The organism is Streptococcus catagoni, assembly GCF_011421425.1.
Taxonomy (GTDB): domain Bacteria; phylum Bacillota; class Bacilli; order Lactobacillales; family Streptococcaceae; genus Streptococcus; species Streptococcus catagoni.
Genome location: NZ_WPCW01000006.1, coordinates 1 through 18,141 on the forward strand (window position 1 = coordinate 1; position 18,141 = coordinate 18,141).

The window sequence follows — 18,141 nt, forward strand, 5'->3', positions numbered from 1 at the left end:
AGATTTTTTTCGTTTTTTTATTGACAGGTAATATGCATAATCATATCACCCTACACGTTTGGTTCGTCTTATTCAGTTCTCAAAGGTCTTGTTTCTCTTACGAGACAACTATTTTATTCTATCAGGTAGGATAATCACTGTCAACAACTTTTTGAAATTATTTTTTTATTTTCAGAAAAGCTTTCTTTTGACAACTTGAATAGTATATCCTATTACTTTATAGATTGTCAATACTTTTAACTTAAATAGTTCCAACTGTTATAAAAATCAAGAGCAGAAGCTGTTTAGCCTCTGCTCTTAAGACGCATTTTACTATGTTTTATCTTATTTTGCTTCAATTAAACCTAGGTCACCATCTTCACGACGATAGAGAATATTTGTAGCTCCGTCTTCTGCATCTGTGTAGATAAAGAAATCATGTCCTAATAATTCCATTTGTAGACGTGCTTCTTCTACATCCATTGGTTTTAAGGTGACATTTTTTGTACGTACTACTTTCACTTCTGGAATTTCTTCGACTTCTTCAGCTTCAAACTCACTGGTAAACATTTGTCCAGTTGGAATTTTTTCACGGTGTTTTTTTGCTATTTTAGTCTTGTTTTTCCGAATTTGACGTTCAATTTTATCTACAACTAGATCTATTGAACCATACATATCTTGTGAGACATCTTCTGCTCTAAGCGTCACTGATTCTAGTAATATAGTTACTTCAACTTTAGCAGTTTTTTCACGATATACTTTCAAGTTCACTCGAGTATCTATTTCATTTTCTTCAGCAAAATACTTTTCAATCTTAGCGAGTTTTGCTTCTACATAATCACGAATAGCTTCTGTTACTTCAATATTTTCTCCACGAATACTGAATTTAATCATAAGATACCTCTTTCCTTGCGCTCTAAGCGCTTTCTTTATTTATATTATACCGTTTTCATGAAAATTTGCAAGTGTTAGCGCGCAATGGAAAATGTTTTGATTTCTTCACATTTTGTTTCTTTAAAGAGCTTAACAATATGCCACAAAGTAGTTCCAGTGGTATAAATATCATCAATAATAAGAATCTTTTGAGGGATCTGACAATCTTTTTTTAGGCAAAAAGGATTCTGACTTCTTTCTCTCTCTTTTTTTCCCTTATGTGATTGTCTTTGTGATTCTTTCTTGACTATTATATCTTGATAGGGGATAGATTGACAGTCTAAGACTGCGGTGACTTGATTAAATCCTCTCTCTTCTTCTCGTTGATCACTTAAGGGCACAGGAATCACTGTATAATCTTTATAATCTTTTTTTATTAGCTTATTGATTTCTTCTGCAAAGACTTGTCTGAGGACATAATCACCCTGAAACTTATAGGAAGAAAAATAATCTCTCATCTTTTCATTATAGGAATAGAGTGCCCGATGTGACACAAAATGATCTTTTTTCTCCCAATTTTGACAATCCAAACAAATCCCTTCAGTATGAGCTTTATGGCATCTAGAACAGTTTGGTTGTTTGATTCTTTCAAAGGCTAGTTGACAATTATGACAGATAATATCCTTTGCTTTTACTAATAATATCAAGTCTAATAAGCTCTGCTTAACTTGAAAAATAGTATCACAGATTAGACAGTTCACAGTGGTAAGCCTCCTTATTCATTTCTTGAATTTCTTTTCTTGCTTTAATCATTGCTCTACTTATGCCATCATGAATGAATAATAGCTGACCACTTGGTCTGTCACTTGACCTTCCTACCCGACCAGATATTTGTACCAAGCTACTGCTATTATACAAACGATGGTTTGACAAGATAACAAAGACATCAATACAAGGAAAAGTCACGCCTCTTTCTAGTATAGTTGTTGTAATGAGGATAGTTTTTTCTTTATTTCTAAACTGTTCAATGCTTTCATTTCGCTTAATTGCTTGGCTAGACACAAAAGCTACTGATTCTTTTGGAAAATTTTTTATGATTAGCTCATAGAATTGTTTGCCCTGTTCAATAGTAGGAAAAAAGATAAGTAAGGGATAGGAGCTCTGCCTTTGCTTGCTGATTAAGTGGTAGAGGGTCTTGGGCAGGCGGCCCTGATTAATTTGTTCAGATAGTGACAAGATTAATTTAAAGTCAGGAACAACCAGAGGCTGATTATGAAATCTGCGTGCTAAGCTTATTTTTTCAATGCTGCCTTCTGTTACCTTCTTTTCGAGTTTTTCAGTGGAAGTAGCCGTTAGCAAAACTAATCTGCCATCTTTTTTGAGCGCATTTTTTCTAGCTTGATTTAAGAATGCATTATCAACATAGGGAAATGAGTCCACCTCATCAACTACCAGGAGATCAAAGGCCTGATAGAACTTCATTAATTGGTGGATCGTGGCAATAATCAATGGCCTCCTCTGATAAGCTTCTGCCTGACCATACATGAGTTGGATAGGGCAAGAAAAATCCTTAGCCATCCGTTTTTCCAGTTCAACACAGACATCTATCCTCGGGCTTGCAATACAGACCCATCCCCCCTGATCAAGTACTGTGGCAACTAGCTGATAGATCATTTCTGTCTTACCAGCACCTGTAACAGCATGTACCAGGGTTGTTTTCTTTTTCTTATAATTCTCAATAAGCTTTTCTGAAATTTTTTCCTGGAAGGAGGTTAATTGTCCCTGCCAAAGAAGGCTATTGAGCTTAGGAAATACTTTGCTTTCAAAGTGAAAGAGATAATCATTACTAGTAAGACGCCCAAAAACTAGGCATTTTCTACAATAATATTCACCTGTAGCTAGCTGGTTTTCCTGTCTAATCTGACTTTGACATCTAAAACACTTCAGTATAGTTCCAGTTTTAATCAGTGCTTTAAAAGTTTTTGCCGACCCCTTTAAGTGGTCGGGAACTTGCTTACTTGTTAAAAGTCTTCCATAATAATTATCGAGTGGGTCCATACTTAATTATTCGAAAGTTTTTGCTAAAAAAATAAATTTACTGTAAAATTTTGGTATGGAAACTTATAAAACTATTCAAGAACATAGTCAGTTTGAATTAACCATTAAAAAATCACGTTTTATTACTTCTATTTATAGGATAAAAAGTGAGGATGAGGCTAAGACTATTATTGCAGAAATAAAAAAAGAACATTTTAAAGCTAATCATTCCTGCTTTGCTATGATCCTTGGAGAAAAGAGTCAGTTAAAAAGATCCAGCGATGACGGGGAGCCTTCTGGAACAGCTGGCCTGCCCATTTTGACGGTCTTAGAGAAGCTAGAGCTGACAAATATCTTAGTGCTTGTGACACGTTATTTCGGAGGGATAAAATTAGGTACGGGCGGTCTGATAAGGGCTTATTCTTCTGCAACTTCTGAAGCCTTAAAATCGGCACAGCTGATTGAAGTCAAAGAGCAAGCTGGCTTTCGCATTAGCTTGAGCTACTCGCAATACCAACAGTTTTCACAGTTCTTGGAATTAGAAGGACTAGAGGAAAATGAAAGAGAGTTCACAGAGCAGATCCTAAGCTCCATCTATTTTGATCCTGACAGGGAAAAGGAAGTGGAGGATTCTCTAATTGATTTCTATAAGGGAAAAATCACTTTTACAAAACTTGATCCCAAGGTCATCGAAGTGCCTCTCAAATAATTTCTACTTAATATAAACGTAATAGTTCTTTGATATCAGTGTGATAGAAAAGAACTATTTTACATTTTCAGATTTTCTCATTATACTAGTGTCAGATAGGGTTTTTGAAAGGAGAGAGGCAGATCATGACAAAAATCTATGAGAACATTACTGAATTAGTAGGCCATACACCTATTATTAAATTAAATCGCATAAACCAAGAGGATGCTGCAGATATTTATGTAAAATTGGAATCTTTTAATCCTGGTTCCTCTGTTAAAGATCGTATTGCCTTAGCAATGATTGAAGCAGCAGAAAAAGAAGGAAGCCTAAAAGCTGGTGACACTATCATTGAACCAACCAGTGGTAATACGGGTATTGGTCTTGCTTGGGTTGGTGCTGCCAAAGGTTACCCTGTCATCATAGTGATGCCTGAAACAATGAGCCTGGAACGCCGACAAATCATCCAAGCCTACGGGGCAAAGCTTGTTTTAACACCTGGAGATCAAGGAATGAAAGGTGCTATTGCTAAGGCAGAAGAACTAGTTGCTAAAGGAAATGGTTGGATGCCAATGCAATTCAGTAACCTTGCTAATCCTCAAATCCATGAAAAGACCACAGGAAAAGAAATTGCAGATGCTTTTGAATCTATTGGCTTAGATGCCTTTGTTTCAGGGGTTGGTACTGGAGGAACAATAACAGGAGTTTCTCATAGTCTAAAGACTAAATGGCCTGATCTTAAAGTCTACGCCGTTGAAGCTGATGAATCAGCAGTTTTATCAGGTGATCAACCTGGCCCTCACAAAATACAAGGTATCTCTGCTGGTTTTATTCCTGAAATTTTAGACACTAAGTCTTACGATCAGATCATACGTGTCAGCTCAGAGGCTGCCTTAGCTACTGGTCGCTCCATCGGTAAAAAAGAAGGTTTCCTTGTTGGTATTTCAGCTGGAGCTGCTATCTACGCGGCCATGGGAATTGCCAAAAAACTAGGAAAAGGTAAGAAGGTTTTAGCAATCATACCAGACAATGGAGAACGTTATTTGTCCACCGATTTATATCAAAAATAAGGCAATTTTTGCTACCTTCCTTAAGTGCTGTCGGACAGGTTAAACAGTCAGGGGAGTGACTGTTTAAGAAAATCAAAGAACTCCATCCCTAACTTTCGAGCCTAAGGTCTCGAAAGTTCCGATTGTCTAAAATGTTAATATTAAAGATATTTTAGACACTTTTAGCACAGCGGAGGTAGCCTTAATAAGCTCGAATTTATTGATAGTCTGCAGAGCTTCTTAGCCTATCGGTCTAGGTAAATAGGGTTTGTCTACATTCCCATATAACCCAATTTTAGGGTTATATTTTTTTGTCTAGCATTTATAGTCACTTGTTAGGTCATATTCTAAAATCCAGTATTATTATTTGATAAACTTTTTTTATCATTATACTTTTTTATTAGCTAAGAATATTTTTATCATAAAAATAAAGATTTATTGTTTTTTATTTTGAAATATATTATCATATAGATAAATAATACAGACAGAAATGGAATGAATATATGAAAAAAGCCAGGTTAGAGTACTGGAAGACTGTCATTGCTTTTTTGAAAAGTGTACTGGGAGATCAGTACGAAATTGTTTTACATGTTATCAGTAAAGACGACATCTATATCGGCGAAATTGTTAACAGTCATATTAGTGGTCGAACTGAGAATTCTCCACTTACTGCCTTTGCCTTAGATTTGATTAATAAAAAAGTTTACCGAGTTAAAGACTATGTTACCAATTACAAGGCAATCGTCAATTCCCAACATAAAGAGGTTCGAGGCTCTACTTTTTTTATTAAAGATCAAGATGGCGAATTAGAAGGTATGCTTTGTATCAATATGGATATTTCTGCTTACCAAAAATTGGCAACGGATGTTTTAAAGTTAGGTAATCTGGGACTTGAGCAACTCAGTTCTGAAATCTTCAATATGGCTCCTAATAGTCAAAATCAAGAAGAAGCTGTTGAGGTGCTAACCTCAAACATTCAGGATATTATTAGTGAAATCATTGATCCTTCCCTTCTCAATCAAAATATCCAACTGAGTCAGGAAGTTAAGATTGAGATTGTCTCAAAGCTTCATGAAAAAGGAGTTTTCCAACTAAAGGGAGCTGTTTCAAAGGTTGCGGAAATACTGAATATTTCTGAACCAAGTGTCTATCGTTATTTAAAAAAGATCGACTAAAATAGATATCAAACACTTTTCTTACTACACTTATTGATATAGATCAATCATATTAAAAAGTCAACTCCTTAGACTGAACTGCACCCCAAAAGTTAGACACTATATTTTAAGTAAAGGATTTAATCCTGTCTTGTACAGGGCTAAGTCCTTTTAGTTTTACTTTGATACGTTTATTGTTGTAATAATCAATGTAATTTGTAATCGCTTGTTCTAAATCATCTAGTGATTTATAGTCACTCTCATAGCCATAGAACATTTCTGACTTTAATAGGCCAAAGAAAGATTCCATCATCCCATTGTCTGGGCTGTTTCCTTTTCGTGACATAGATGGACGAATACCTTTAGAGCTTCTTCCTTCAAAGGGAGTTCCCTCGACTTTTTTAAGTAAGCAAGCTCAGTTCTAAGCTATTCATTTTCTTCTCGAAGTTCTTCTAATTCAGTCATCTCTTCCCAAGTTTTCTTTGGTTTAGGTCCCATTTATGATGGTATCTCTTGTTTTTTCAACAATAGTATAACCGTTTTTTCTTATATTGTGCTATCCAATTTGATAGTTGAGACCAAGAAACACCTGATTTTTTTAACGATAAATTTCTAGTTTATTTTCATAGCTTAATTTCATACAAAAACCCCTTTCACTGGATAATCCAGTGAAAGGGGTACATATCATTTGTCTAACTTTTGAGGTGCAGTTCAAGAACCAGGGATTGATTTTTTAAATATTCTACAAGATTATTTACTGAAATGGGCGATGCCTTCTTCTATCCAAGTTGGCAATTTTTCTTTTAAGGGCTTAAATCCAATCTTGAGACGACTGTTTGAGAAACGATGACTATGGGAACTGAGATGTTTTTCTTCCTCTAAAGTTCTTAAGGAAAGACTTGCCTTTTGATTGAACTCGTCAAGATCAACAACCTGCACGATAACTTCTTGACCGACCTTTAGATCCTTACTAATATTATCAATAAAGCCAGTCTTAATCTCTGAAATATGGATCAATCCTGCTGTTCCATTTTCAAGAGCTACAAAGGCACCATATGGTTTAATTCCCGTAATGGTCCCACGCAGTTTGTCGCCGATTTTCATTAATCCATTACCTCTATAGTCTCGATGATCACATCTTCTTTTGGCTTATCTTGGGCTCCTGTTTCCACAGCAGCAATCTTATCTAAAACCTTGTAAGAATCTTCATCGATGAGTTGACCAAATACTGTATGACGTCTATCAAGGTGCGGTGTGCCCCCGTTCTTAGCATAAGAAGCTGCGATTTCTGCTGGCCAGCCTCCACGTTCTAATTCTTTTTGTGAATAGGGAATCTTGGAATTTTGAACAATAAAGAATTGGCTTCCATTTGTATTGGGACCAGCATTGGCCATTGAAAGAGCCCCACGTAAGTTATAGAGTTCTTCAGAAAACTCATCTTCAAAACTGTCGCCATAGATTGATTGGCCCCCCATTCCAGTGCCTGTTGGATCCCCACCTTGAATCATAAATTCTGGGATAATACGGTGGAAAATAATCCCATCGTAGTAGCCTTCTTTAGCTAGTCCCACTAAGTTAGCTACTGTTTTAGGGGCCTGCTCTGGAAATAGTTGGACAGACATATTTCCACGATTTGTTTTTATCAGGACTTTTGGCCCTTCTACTTCAGTTAATGTTAATTGCGGAAAGTGCAAGTCTTTTTCGATCAATCCTAGTTCCTCCAAGGCATACTGGATGCCATCTTCTTCAATTTTCTTGGTGATAAAATCAGCCTTTTCTTGTGTTTTTGGATGTGAAACACCCATGGCAACACTAATACCAGCATAGTCAAAGAGTTCAATGTCATTTAACTCATCACCAAAAACAAGTATATTTTCTGCCTTAAGCCCTAAATGCTCTGCGATTTTTGAAACGCCAAGTGCCTTTGAAGTATCCTTTAAAACAACATCAGAAGAATTATCATGCCATCTGACTAATCTTAGATGCTTAGCCAAGTCTTCTGGCAATTGTAAGTCGTCACCCTTATCTTCAAATGTCCACATTTGATAGACATCATGTTTTTCATTGTAATCTGGGCAAACTTCCAAATCAGCATAAACGTTATCAATGGCCTTACTAATCATGTCATTTCGCTCAGATAAAACTGCTTCATGACGACCAGCCATACCATAATGAATACCAACGGAGTCTGCCCACTCCTTATATCTGACAACAATGTCAGCAGGAATTGGAGCCTGGAAAATAATGTTCTTATCATCATCTTTGGCATAGGCACCGTTCAATTTGACACAGTAATCAGCATGTAGGTCTTGTATTTCTTTTGGTACTCCATAGCGAGCTCGTCCAGATGCAATCCCTACTAAGATCCCTTTTTCTTTCAGTTTCTTAAAAACTTTTGGGATAGAGTCTGGCATAAAACCTGTATCTTTGACACGCAATGTGTCATCGATATCAAAGAAGACCATCTTTATTTTTTTTGCTTTATATTTCAGTTTTGCTTCCATTTCATCCTCCAATAAGTACACTTATTATACCATTAATTCTCATCTTGTGGCACTAAGTGGTGTTGGAAGGCATATACAACGGCCTGGGTACGGTCGTCTACTTCAAGTTTTGATAAAATGTTTGACACATGGGTTTTGACAGTTTTAAGGGAAATGAATAATTCATCAGCAATTGTTTGATTATCATAGCCTTTGGCCAATAGAAAGAGGATATCATACTCACGCGCCGTTAATTCTTCATGCAAATTAGGACTTTTATCATGAGCCTTGATTTTCTTATCGACCTCAGTTTCGATGGCCAACTGTCCTCTGGCAACCTTTTTGATGGCATTTAAAATTTCTGCTGCACTGGAGGTCTTTAGCATGTAGCCCTTGGCACCAGCATCAATAACTGGATAGATCTTTTCATTATCCAAATAGGATGTTAACACTAAAATTTTAGCTTCTTTCCATTGTTTCAAAATTTCCAATGTAGCTTCTACACCATCTAGTTCGGGCATGACCAGGTCCATGACAACAACATCTGGTTTCAATTTTAGGGCTAAATCAATCCCTTCTCTGCCATTGGAAGCTTCTGCTATAACCTCTACTCCCGACTGCATATTTAGAAAACTTTTTAAACCTAAACGAACCATTTCATGATCATCTACTAATATGAGCTTTATATCATTCATTTTTTTCCTCCATCACTAACGGCAAGCGGATATCCATAGAGACACCTTTTCCTTTTTCACTAATCAGATTAATGGTTCCGGCTAAATCATCAACACGGTCATCAATATTTTTGAGTCCATAACTGAGATCTCTGACTTCATCCATATCAAAGCCCAGCCCATTATCAATCATCTTAAGCTGTACTTCATTTTTACCTTGGTTCAGATAGACTTCTAGGCGACTGGCTTTGGCGTGTTTTAAGGTGTTACTGATAAATTCTTGGGCTATTCTAAAGAGATTATCTTCCATAGTCTTAGGGAGTTTTTTAATATTTTCTTTATAAATAATTTCAATGTCACTCTTATCAGTTAGTTCTCGTAAAATCATATTGAAACCTTCTGTTAGCGTTCTATTAGCTAGCTCTGTCGGTCTCAAATGGAGAAGGAGAACCCTTAAATCTTTTTGGGCGTTTTGTAGGGTTGACTCTACAGTCTCAATCTGTGTTTTCAGTTGCTCCTTATCCATAGCATCCAAATTCATGGATACACCTGACAGAATCATGGAAGAGGCAAAGAGCTCTTGACTGACTGTATCATGCAAGTCTCTGGCAATACGTTTACGTTCACGATGGACAATATTTTGACTATCAAGAATATAGGCACTTTCTTTTTTCTGTAAACTGCTAGTCATATGTGACATCTTTTTAGAAAGCCTATTGAGGTTAATATTTGTTTCGGAAGTTTCATCCAACTTCACTTTTTGATTATTCAATATCCGCCTTAAATTTTGGTTAACTGACCGTTTGCTATTGTCATCAATGACTATCCATAAAAGGAGTAAAAGCAGGGTCACAGATACAATCAATAATAAAATGGAAAATAATAACTTCTCAGCACGCCAAACATTAATGGTCAGATAATCAAGATTCAGACCGAGATTATCTATCACAACAAATACGATGGCTAAAACGGTGACTGTCGAATATAGCCAAACTAAGAGATAATAATTTTTCTTCATCGACGTGCCACCTCAACATTTCCGGCGATCGTACTAATGATTATTTTGACCTTTTTCAGACTCTCTGCATGATGGGGACAGCTCAGTTTTATGGACTCGTTTCGAAGATCATATTCCTGACAATTAAAGAAACGAATACTTCCATATACGGAACTGACATCAAGGTTTACAGCTACGTCAATAGGAACCAAAACCTTTGTATGACCGTAGATCTTTCTTATGATAATGGCATTGTCTTTTCCGGTCACGATAACATTTGACAGGTCAATCGTATCATTGCCACTAACTCTGATAATATTAACATCTTCAAAAGAGTAATAGTCACTGTCATAAGTTGCTGATCCAACCCACTGGTGCTTGGTCTGCTTAACGCTCAGGTCCTCATCTTTAAAGCGAATCAAAGCATAACGATTTTTCTTTTTAACTTGTGAAAAATGGTTGATAACAATATAAATAATACCAAATAAGATTGCCATGATAATGTAGGGATTTAACATAAATATCAAAAACAAGAGTAACAAACTTATGGTTAACAAAAAATTATTACGGCTATCTTGGTTATAAAAGCGTAAAGCTAAGAGTATAATCACAAGTATAAAGACAAAACTAGTTACATTATTGGCTAGAATGGTCATGATTCCCATTGCCAGTAAGATACATTCAACTAGTAAAAAGAATTGAAATTTTTTCATCAGACTCCTTCCATCACCCTGTCATTTTATCAAAAATAACAAAAAAATACCATTCCTAAAGAAAGAGCTTCTCTAGTCAATGGTATTTTAGAATTAGGGTGCCGTAACAGATGAAACATCTGAAGCTCCATCACTTGATGAACTTGAACTTGATGAGCTGGATGTTGAACTTTCTTCTGATTTAGAGCTTGAACTTGATGAGCTGGATGTTGAACTTGTGCCAGTGCTTAGATTAGTATTTTCTGGTGGATACAAATATAGGCTGATATCACTAGTTTCTGACAGGGAAATGTTAGAGTAAGCATAAGGTGTTTGCTCTTTAACAATTAATGACTTCTTATCTCCTGAAGCTCCACTAGGGTTATAGGTTTTAATCCTTGAAACAGCAATACCTAGGGATGTCAGCTCATTTAGAGCTGTCTGATAGGTATAACCTGTTAGATCAGGCATTTGAACGGTACCGCTAGAGGCAACACTCAAGGTAATCTTTGATTTTCCTTTCGGATTAAATTTCTCACCCTGAGATGGTGATTGGCTGATTACGGTATCTGCCTCGTATTCATTGGTTATAATTCTTTCAATTTTTATCTTGGAAGCTGGAACATCGTAAGTATTTTTAAGATCATTTATAACATCTTGAACATGTTGTCCCTTATAGTCTTCCATGGTAAAGCCTTTTTTACCAATTGAGAGGTAGATATCAATTGTTGCACCTTCTCTTTTTGCTGTTCCTGCTGGTGGATCTGTCTTAACAACATTACCCTCCGCAACTTTGGAACTTTCAATTTCTTTGATATCACCTACTTCAAAGCCCAATGCCTTTAGCTCTGTTTTTGCAACCTTAAGGCTAGATCCATTGACATTTGGTACTTTTATATTTGAAGGCTTTGTTAGAATAAGAAAGGCAAAGAAGGCGACCCCTACTACAAAAATAGCAAAGAGTATCTTAAAGAGTGTCCCTAAAAGGCGACTTCTTTTTTTCTCTTTTTGAGGTTTAGCTAATGGTTCACCCTGATAATTATCTTCTTTAATGGGTACAGCTGAAACGGGGGGAACGGTGGTCTTTGGATTGGGAACTGGTGTTGGCGTTACCTTAGGTAAGGGCTTTGTGCTCTCAACATCATCAAAGACAAGCTTTTTTTCTCGGCTACGATTGTAGCTGAGAGCTGTCATTAAATCTCTACTCATTTCAAAGGTTGATGGGTAACGGTCTCCAAGTTTCTTGGCAGTCGCTCTAATAACAACATTTTCAAGAGCCTGAGGAACTTGGGGATTTTCATCAATAATTGAAGGTAGGGGTTTTTGGAAATGTTGCAGGGCAATGGTCACCGCACTATCCCCATCATAAGGAATGTGGCCAGTTAACATTTCAAAAAGCATGATTCCCATAGCGTAGATATCACTTTGGATGGTTGCTTTTGATCCCCGAGCCTGCTCTGGTGATAAATAATGAACACTACCCAACATGGAATTGGTCTGTGTTAAACTGGTTTCGGCAAAGGCCACTGCTATACCGAAGTCTGTGACTTTGACAACTCCTGTTTTAGTCAATAGGATGTTCTGGGGCTTCAAGTCCCTATGGACAATCCCTTTTTGATGGGCAAGAGTCATTGCAGACAGGACTTCTTCCATTATTCTAACAACTTGATTGTTAGATAGTGGAGCATTGTCTTGAATGTATTTTTTTAAGTCCGACCCATTCACATATTCCATTACTAAGAATTGCTGTCCGTCTTCTTCACCTATATCTCTTATAGCAACGATGTTGGGGTGGTTCAATTCAGCCATGGCTCGCGCTTCTCTTTGGAAACGCGCAACTGCCACTTGATCCGTCTGATAGTTGGTCCGCAATACTTTGATTGCGACATCTTCATTGTCTAATATCAGATCATTTGCTAAATAGACATCCGCCATTCCTCCGCGGCCAATAGATTTTAAGATGCGATAACGACCAGCAAATAATTTGCCAATCTGTATCATTCCACATCCTCACTTTCGTAATGTACCAAAGCGATTGTGATATTATCTAAACCACCTCTGAGGTTTGCAAGATTAACTAATTCTTGGTTTTTCTCGTCAAGAGTCAATTCCCTAGATAGAATTTCTGCAATCTCAGCATTGGATACCATGTTTGTCAATCCATCAGAATTGATAATCAAGTAATCATCTTTTTCAAGAACTTTTATACCCAAATCTGTCTCCAAGGGTGCTGACTGGCCGATAGATTGAGTGATGATATTTTTTTGAGGATGACCACTTGCTTCTTCCTCAGTAATTTGACCTGCTTTTACTAATTCATTAACAAGAGAGTGGTCACTGGTTAATAATTGATATTGACCATTTTGGACCAAGCCAATTCGTGAATCTCCAACATGGGCGTAGATGGCGCTATTATCAACTAATACAACCGCTTCAACAGTGGTTCCCATGCCTTTATAATCTTCACTTTGCCCCATGTCATAAACACGTTTGTTTTCAACTTCAATTGTCTCTAACAACCAATCTCTGATTTGGCTCAATTCAGTCAATTCTGTTTGGATCCACTCTTTTCCAAGGTCTGTTACTGTCATTTCACTAGCAATATTGCCAGCTCTGTGACCTCCCATTCCATCTGCTAGGACTATGAGTGTAATCCCTTTTTTATTATCAAATTTATTGATAAAATCTTGATTATTTGAACGTTTTTGCCCAATATCCGTAATTAATGAAATTTTCATATGTTCTTTCTGACTACGTCAGTCTCCTCCTAAATACTACAAGACTCGTTTGATTTGACCGATAAAAAAGCCATCTGTCTGATACTGTTCTGGTGTTATGAGTAAACAGCCGTCTTTAACAATATCTGCTTGTGTATGATTAAGTTTTACTTGTTCAAAATTAGAATGACTTTCCAAAAATTTTTCTATAACTTGAAAATTCTCTTCATCAAAAATAGTGCAAGTGCTATAGGTTATTATACCACCTTTTCGTACTGTTTGACAAACACTAGCTAATATCTCTAGTTGAATAATTTGTAACTGCTCTAAGTCTTGAATCTCTTTATTGTACTTGATATCTGGTTTTCGTCTGATTAAGCCAATTCCAGAACAAGGAGCGTCCACCAATATCTTATCAAAGCTGTCAGCAGGAAAGTTTTGATGAACTAATCTTGCATCTAAGACCCTTGTTTCTATCTTATCAGCAAGTCCCATTCTCTGCGCATTTTCTTTGACCAAGTCTAATTTATGTTGATAGATATCTAGGGCTGTCACCTTGCCAGTCTTTAAATAAGAGGCCATATGGACAGTCTTTCCACCTGGAGCACTGCAAGCATCTAGGATGTGCTCATCACCCTTAATATCTAGAGTTGGAGCAACCAGTTGACTGGTCTCATCTTGAATAGTAATCTCACCCATTTTAAACCATTCATTTGAAGCAAGATGGCCCCTCGGTTTTGTCAATCCAAGAGGAGAAAGGGCGGACTCTTGAGCATCCAAAGCTAACTTGATTTCTTCAAACTTGTCTGGATCATTGACTCGAATGCTTGATTTACTGGAAGTCTCTAAACTTTCCATAATCTTAATGGCACGTTCTTCTCCGAACTGATCCATAAGTTTTTTCACCAACCAGGTTGGAAGAGAGTAGGTCACCGATAGTCTTTTATTTTTTCTTTTAATGCTCGCAATATCTGGTAAGTCCCCACTTGAAAGCTGCCGCAAAAGGGCATTGACAAACTTTTCTGCCCCTCTTTTATTGCCACGATTTTTAGCAATATTAACAGCATCATTAACAATGGCATGATGAGGTACTTTATCCAGATATAATAGCTGGTAGAGGCTAATCATCAATAAGTAATAGACCCACTTATCGAGTTTATCACGGTCTGCAATGAACTGGGATAGGTACCATTCTAGTCTGATCTTGTGAGAAACGGTTCCATAAACAATTTCTGTGATCAGTCCCTTATCTTTTTCTGTAACCAACTTGTTATTGAGCTGATTGTTGAGAGCAATATTTGAATAAGCAGAGCGATCAAAAATATCTTCAATAACTAGTAAGGCCTTGCCGCGAGCTAATTGTTTCCAATTATTTGCCAAAATAGTCACCCACTTTTAGTTCTCTTCCTAGTCCATTTAAAAAATCTTTGATCTGCATCTTAGGCTTGCCAGCAGGTTGAACAACTTTTAAGGAGATTGCCCCTTCAGAGCTTGCTACTACTAGCTTATCTTTATTTTTTTCAATAATCTGTCCAGCCTGTCCTTGGCCATCAACCATATCAACTTCATAGATCTTAAAGCGTTGGCCAGCTAAGAAGGTATGGGCTACTGGCCAAGGGTTCATTCCACGCACCTGGTTAAAGATTTGGCGATTGCTTTTAGTCCAATCTAAATTTTCTTGCTCAGAGCTAATATTAGGAGCAAAGCTGGCCTTACTGTGATCCTGTTTTTGGGGCTTCAATTGGCCAGACAGATACGCTGGAAGGCTTTCAAGCAATAAATCACGGCCAAGAACGGCTAGTTTTTCAAACATGGTGCCCACATTATCAGTATCCAGTATGGGAATACTAGCCTTAGAAACCATATCACCAGCATCCATTTCTTTGACCATTTCCATAATGGTCACACCTGCTTCTCTTTCACCATTGATAATGGCGTAGTGAATAGGTGCTCCACCTCGATACTTAGGTAGCAGTGAGGCATGGACATTGACTGCAAAATTCACGGAATTAAGAAGTTTGCTTGGTAGGAATTGTCCATAGGCTGCTGTTACAATGCCATCTGCTCCTAAAGCCATAATTTCTTCTAATTCTTTGGAGCCTGATAATTTTTCAGGTTGGTAGATGCTAAGCTTGTTTTCTAGAGCGACTTCTTTTACAGGAGTCATCTTGATTTCTTTTTTTCTCCCTACAGCTCGGTCTGGTTGGGTCAGAACGGCTAAAATTTCATAGTTTGAATCTTCTAATAAACCTTTTAAAACAGTGGCTGAAAATTGGGGAGTCCCCATAAATACTAATTTTGTCATTTTTCCCTCTTCATTACTTTTTTACATTATATCATAATACCATGGCTCAAAAGGAAGGCAAAGATCCTTACATAAAGTTCTGAGGCTCTTGGTCGATCGTTATTTTCAACTGTCGATTCTCATTTTCTTGGCTCCAATCCAAAATCTTATTCAAAGTATCCTCTAGCTTATCCTCAAAACGATACTTGATGATAATTTGGTAGTGGTAAAGATTATGAGTACGTGCTATGGGTTTTGGAGTTGGTCCCAGAAGACGACTATTTGGTGATAGATTTTCCTTTAACAGGGACAAAACCTGATAAGACTTTTTGGCCACTTCTTCCTCTTTTTGGTGCGATAGGGTCAACCCTACTGTAAAATAATAGGGAGGATAGGCCATTTTCTGTCTGATCTTCATCTCATACTCATAAAAGGCCTCATAATTTTGATCTTTTGCTAATTGTATAGCATAATGATCGGGATTATAAGTTTGAATGAGAACTTCACCAGCTTTTTCTGCCCGACCAGCTCGTCCGGCCACCTGTGTTAGCAGTTGGAAAGTTTTTTCTGATGATCGAAAATCTGGCAAATTCAAGGACGTATCAGCATTTAAGACTCCTACTAGGGTCACATTAGGAAAGTCTAAGCCTTTGGCAATCATCTGGGTTCCCAGTAAAATGTCGGCTTGATAATTTCCAAACTGATCTAGCAATTTTTCATGACTGCCCTTTTGACGTGTGGTATCGACATCCATCCTTAGTATTCTCGCCTCAGGAAGGACTTCTTTTAATTCATCATAGGCTTTTTGCGTGCCTGTTCCATAATAACGAATACTTCTACTCTGACAATTAGGACAGGTTCTTGGAATGGCCTTTTGAAAACCACAGTAGTGACAATTCATGCTCTTACTATCCATGTGCAAGGTCAAGGAGATATCACAATTAGGGCATTGATCCACATAACCACAATCTCGACACATGACAAAGCTTGAATAGCCTCTTCGGTTTAACATTAAGACGACCTGTTCTTTTTTCTCTAGGCGTTCTTTAATTTTGTCAATGAGGTAGGGAGTGTAATTGCTAACTTCTTGCTGCCCAATATAATCTCGAAAATCTACGATTTCAACCTTAGGGATTTGAGCCAAGGGGTTGGCTCTTTCAGTCAGTTGCAAGAAATGATAGACCTTCTTACTAGCTCTAGCACGGCTTTCAATACTTGGAGTTGCTGAACCTAAGACCAGGGCTGCCTTATGATACTTGGCTCGTAAGAGTGCCACATCACGAGCATGATATCTTGGATTGGACTCTTGTTTATAGGTTGACTCATGTTCTTCGTCAATAATAATAGCGCCAATATTTTCTAAGGGGGAGAAAATAGCTGAGCGGGCACCGACAACTACTTTGGCCTGACCATTTTTTATCTTCTGCCACTCGTCAAATTTTTCACCATCAGAAAGTCCTGAGTGCATAATGGCAACTAATTTCCCAAAACGAGAAATAAAACGGTTGGTCATCTGTGGAGTCAATGATATTTCAGGAACGAGTACAATGGCTGTCTTTCCTTTTTTTAAAACATGATCAATGACCTGTAAGTAAACTTCCGTTTTTCCAGACCCTGTGATACCTTCAATGAGAAAGGGTTTTGACTCCTGTCCAACACTAGAACAAATAGCTTCAACAGCCCTGCTTTGTTCTGCATTGAGTTTTAAAAAGGAAGTGCTTTTGACTTTTTCAAAATAGGAATCACTGCGGTTGATCTGTACCTGATAGGTCTCTATTAGCTGATGTTCACTAAAGTAAGAGATAATCTCTCTTGAAAATTCTTTTTGGAGTTCAGAAAGGGCCGCTCTGCCAGTTGGATTTTGCAAGAGAAAGTCTTTCAGAGCCTGTTTTTTCTTGGCACGAGGTGAAATCAGATGATTTTCCAAGTTTTTTTCTTTAACCTGATAATAGGTCTTTGTTTTGATATTTTTTCTATCTTTGGCTATGTATTCTACTTGAATTTTTTTAGATTTTAGCAGGGTCATAGCTCTGACTTCTTGTTCCTTAGTCAGTTGAGAGACTAAGACCTGGTTGCCATCACCAAAGATAAACTCTTTATCAGAGCTAGACAAGTGATCAGCCATTTTAAGTTCCTTATCATAATTTGAATTTAAGAGATTTGGAATCATGGCTTTTAAAAGGGTGATCTTATAAGAAAAAACGGTTTTTCTGAGAGCACTTGCCAGTTGAAGCTGTTCCTGATTTAAGACAGGTTCAACATCTAAAAGAGAATAAATGGATTTTAAACGGGGATTTTTTTCTGCTTTTTCGATAGCGACTACAAAACCTTGAAGTAGCCTATCACCATTTCCGAAAGGAACATGAACCCTAGAGCCAACTGATAACACTTCTTGTAAATCTTCTGGGATCTTGTAAGAATAAGGTTTATCTGTTTGCATCAAGGGGATGTCAACAATAACTTTTGCTATGGCTTCCATTATCTATCCTTTCTAGTAACAATATGAAAAAAACC

16 protein-coding genes and 1 pseudogene are annotated in these 18,141 nt (G+C 37.2%); 3 read left to right on the forward strand and 14 right to left on the reverse strand.

All coding sequences use genetic code 11. The features are described 5' to 3' along the window. Positions 1-324: 324 nt before the first annotated feature. The 3 genes from hpf to HBN42_RS09220 form a co-directional block, all read right to left on the reverse strand. Positions 325-873, reverse strand: a complete 549-nt coding sequence (gene hpf / locus HBN42_RS09210) for a ribosome hibernation-promoting factor, HPF/YfiA family (protein ID WP_165994734.1) — start codon at positions 871-873, stop codon at positions 325-327. 74 nt (positions 874-947) lie between these two features. After that, positions 948-1,613 carry a ComF family protein gene (locus HBN42_RS09215; protein ID WP_165994735.1) on the reverse strand — a complete coding sequence of 222 codons (666 nt, stop codon included), beginning with the start codon at positions 1,611-1,613 and terminating at the stop codon, positions 948-950. Then, positions 1,594-2,910: an ATP-dependent helicase ComFA gene (locus HBN42_RS09220; protein ID WP_165994736.1), complete on the reverse strand. Its 1,317-nt coding sequence runs from the start codon at positions 2,908-2,910 to the stop codon at positions 1,594-1,596. The genes HBN42_RS09215 and HBN42_RS09220 overlap by 20 nt, the downstream gene beginning before the upstream one ends. Positions 2,911-2,965: 55 nt before the next feature. Between HBN42_RS09220 and HBN42_RS09225 the strand changes: the two genes are divergently transcribed. From HBN42_RS09225 to HBN42_RS09235, 3 genes are all read left to right on the forward strand, one after another. Next, entirely contained in the window at positions 2,966-3,598 is a 633-nt protein-coding gene (locus HBN42_RS09225) for a YigZ family protein (protein ID WP_165994737.1), read from the forward strand. 125 nt (positions 3,599-3,723) lie between these two features. After that, the gene (gene cysK / locus HBN42_RS09230) at positions 3,724-4,647 is read left to right on the forward strand and encodes a cysteine synthase A (RefSeq protein ID WP_165994738.1); all 924 of its coding nucleotides are present in this window, start codon (positions 3,724-3,726) and stop codon (positions 4,645-4,647) included. A 482-nt stretch (positions 4,648-5,129) separates the two neighbouring features. Next, on the forward strand, positions 5,130-5,801 hold the full coding sequence (locus HBN42_RS09235; RefSeq protein WP_165994739.1) for a helix-turn-helix transcriptional regulator: 672 nt from the start codon (positions 5,130-5,132) through the stop codon (positions 5,799-5,801). Positions 5,802-5,907: 106 nt separating this feature from the next. On the opposite strand, the pseudogene HBN42_RS09240 reads toward HBN42_RS09235, so the two are convergent. The 11 genes and pseudogenes from HBN42_RS09240 to HBN42_RS09290 form a co-directional block, all read right to left on the reverse strand. Further along, positions 5,908-6,144, reverse strand: a pseudogene (locus tag HBN42_RS09240) (IS3 family transposase); the annotation flags it as partial. Positions 6,145-6,530: 386 nt separating this feature from the next. Continuing rightward, the gene (locus HBN42_RS09245) at positions 6,531-6,884 is read right to left on the reverse strand and encodes a S1 RNA-binding domain-containing protein (protein WP_165994740.1); all 354 of its coding nucleotides are present in this window, start codon (positions 6,882-6,884) and stop codon (positions 6,531-6,533) included. Next, on the reverse strand, positions 6,884-8,284 hold the full coding sequence (locus HBN42_RS09250; protein WP_165994741.1) for a bifunctional Cof-type HAD-IIB family hydrolase/peptidylprolyl isomerase: 1,401 nt from the start codon (positions 8,282-8,284) through the stop codon (positions 6,884-6,886). The genes HBN42_RS09245 and HBN42_RS09250 overlap by 1 nt, the downstream gene beginning before the upstream one ends. Positions 8,285-8,316: 32 nt before the next feature. Beyond that, a complete protein-coding gene (locus HBN42_RS09255) occupies positions 8,317-8,958 on the reverse strand; it encodes a response regulator transcription factor (RefSeq protein ID WP_165994742.1) in 642 nt (213 codons plus the stop codon). Then, positions 8,951-9,955: an envelope stress sensor histidine kinase LiaS gene (locus tag HBN42_RS09260; protein WP_165994743.1), complete on the reverse strand. Its 1,005-nt coding sequence runs from the start codon at positions 9,953-9,955 to the stop codon at positions 8,951-8,953. The genes HBN42_RS09255 and HBN42_RS09260 overlap by 8 nt, the downstream gene beginning before the upstream one ends. Further along, complete coding sequence (liaF, locus tag HBN42_RS09265; RefSeq protein WP_165994744.1) at positions 9,952-10,647, reverse strand: cell wall-active antibiotics response protein LiaF; 696 nt, start codon at positions 10,645-10,647, stop codon at positions 9,952-9,954. Before liaF ends, HBN42_RS09260 begins: the two co-directional genes overlap by 4 nt. Positions 10,648-10,740: 93 nt before the next feature. Then, positions 10,741-12,627, reverse strand: coding sequence for a Stk1 family PASTA domain-containing Ser/Thr kinase (pknB, locus tag HBN42_RS09270; protein ID WP_165994745.1), 1,887 nt, complete (start codon positions 12,625-12,627; stop codon positions 10,741-10,743). Continuing rightward, complete coding sequence (locus HBN42_RS09275) at positions 12,624-13,364, reverse strand: Stp1/IreP family PP2C-type Ser/Thr phosphatase (RefSeq protein WP_165994746.1); 741 nt, start codon at positions 13,362-13,364, stop codon at positions 12,624-12,626. Before HBN42_RS09275 ends, pknB begins: the two co-directional genes overlap by 4 nt. Positions 13,365-13,400: 36 nt before the next feature. After that, on the reverse strand, positions 13,401-14,723 hold the full coding sequence (gene rsmB / locus HBN42_RS09280; protein ID WP_165994747.1) for a 16S rRNA (cytosine(967)-C(5))-methyltransferase RsmB: 1,323 nt from the start codon (positions 14,721-14,723) through the stop codon (positions 13,401-13,403). Then, complete coding sequence (fmt, locus tag HBN42_RS09285; RefSeq protein ID WP_165994748.1) at positions 14,713-15,648, reverse strand: methionyl-tRNA formyltransferase; 936 nt, start codon at positions 15,646-15,648, stop codon at positions 14,713-14,715. The genes rsmB and fmt overlap by 11 nt, the downstream gene beginning before the upstream one ends. Before the next feature lie 67 nt (positions 15,649-15,715). Further along, entirely contained in the window at positions 15,716-18,106 is a 2,391-nt protein-coding gene (locus HBN42_RS09290; RefSeq protein WP_165994749.1) for a primosomal protein N', read from the reverse strand. Positions 18,107-18,141: the final 35 nt, after the last annotated feature.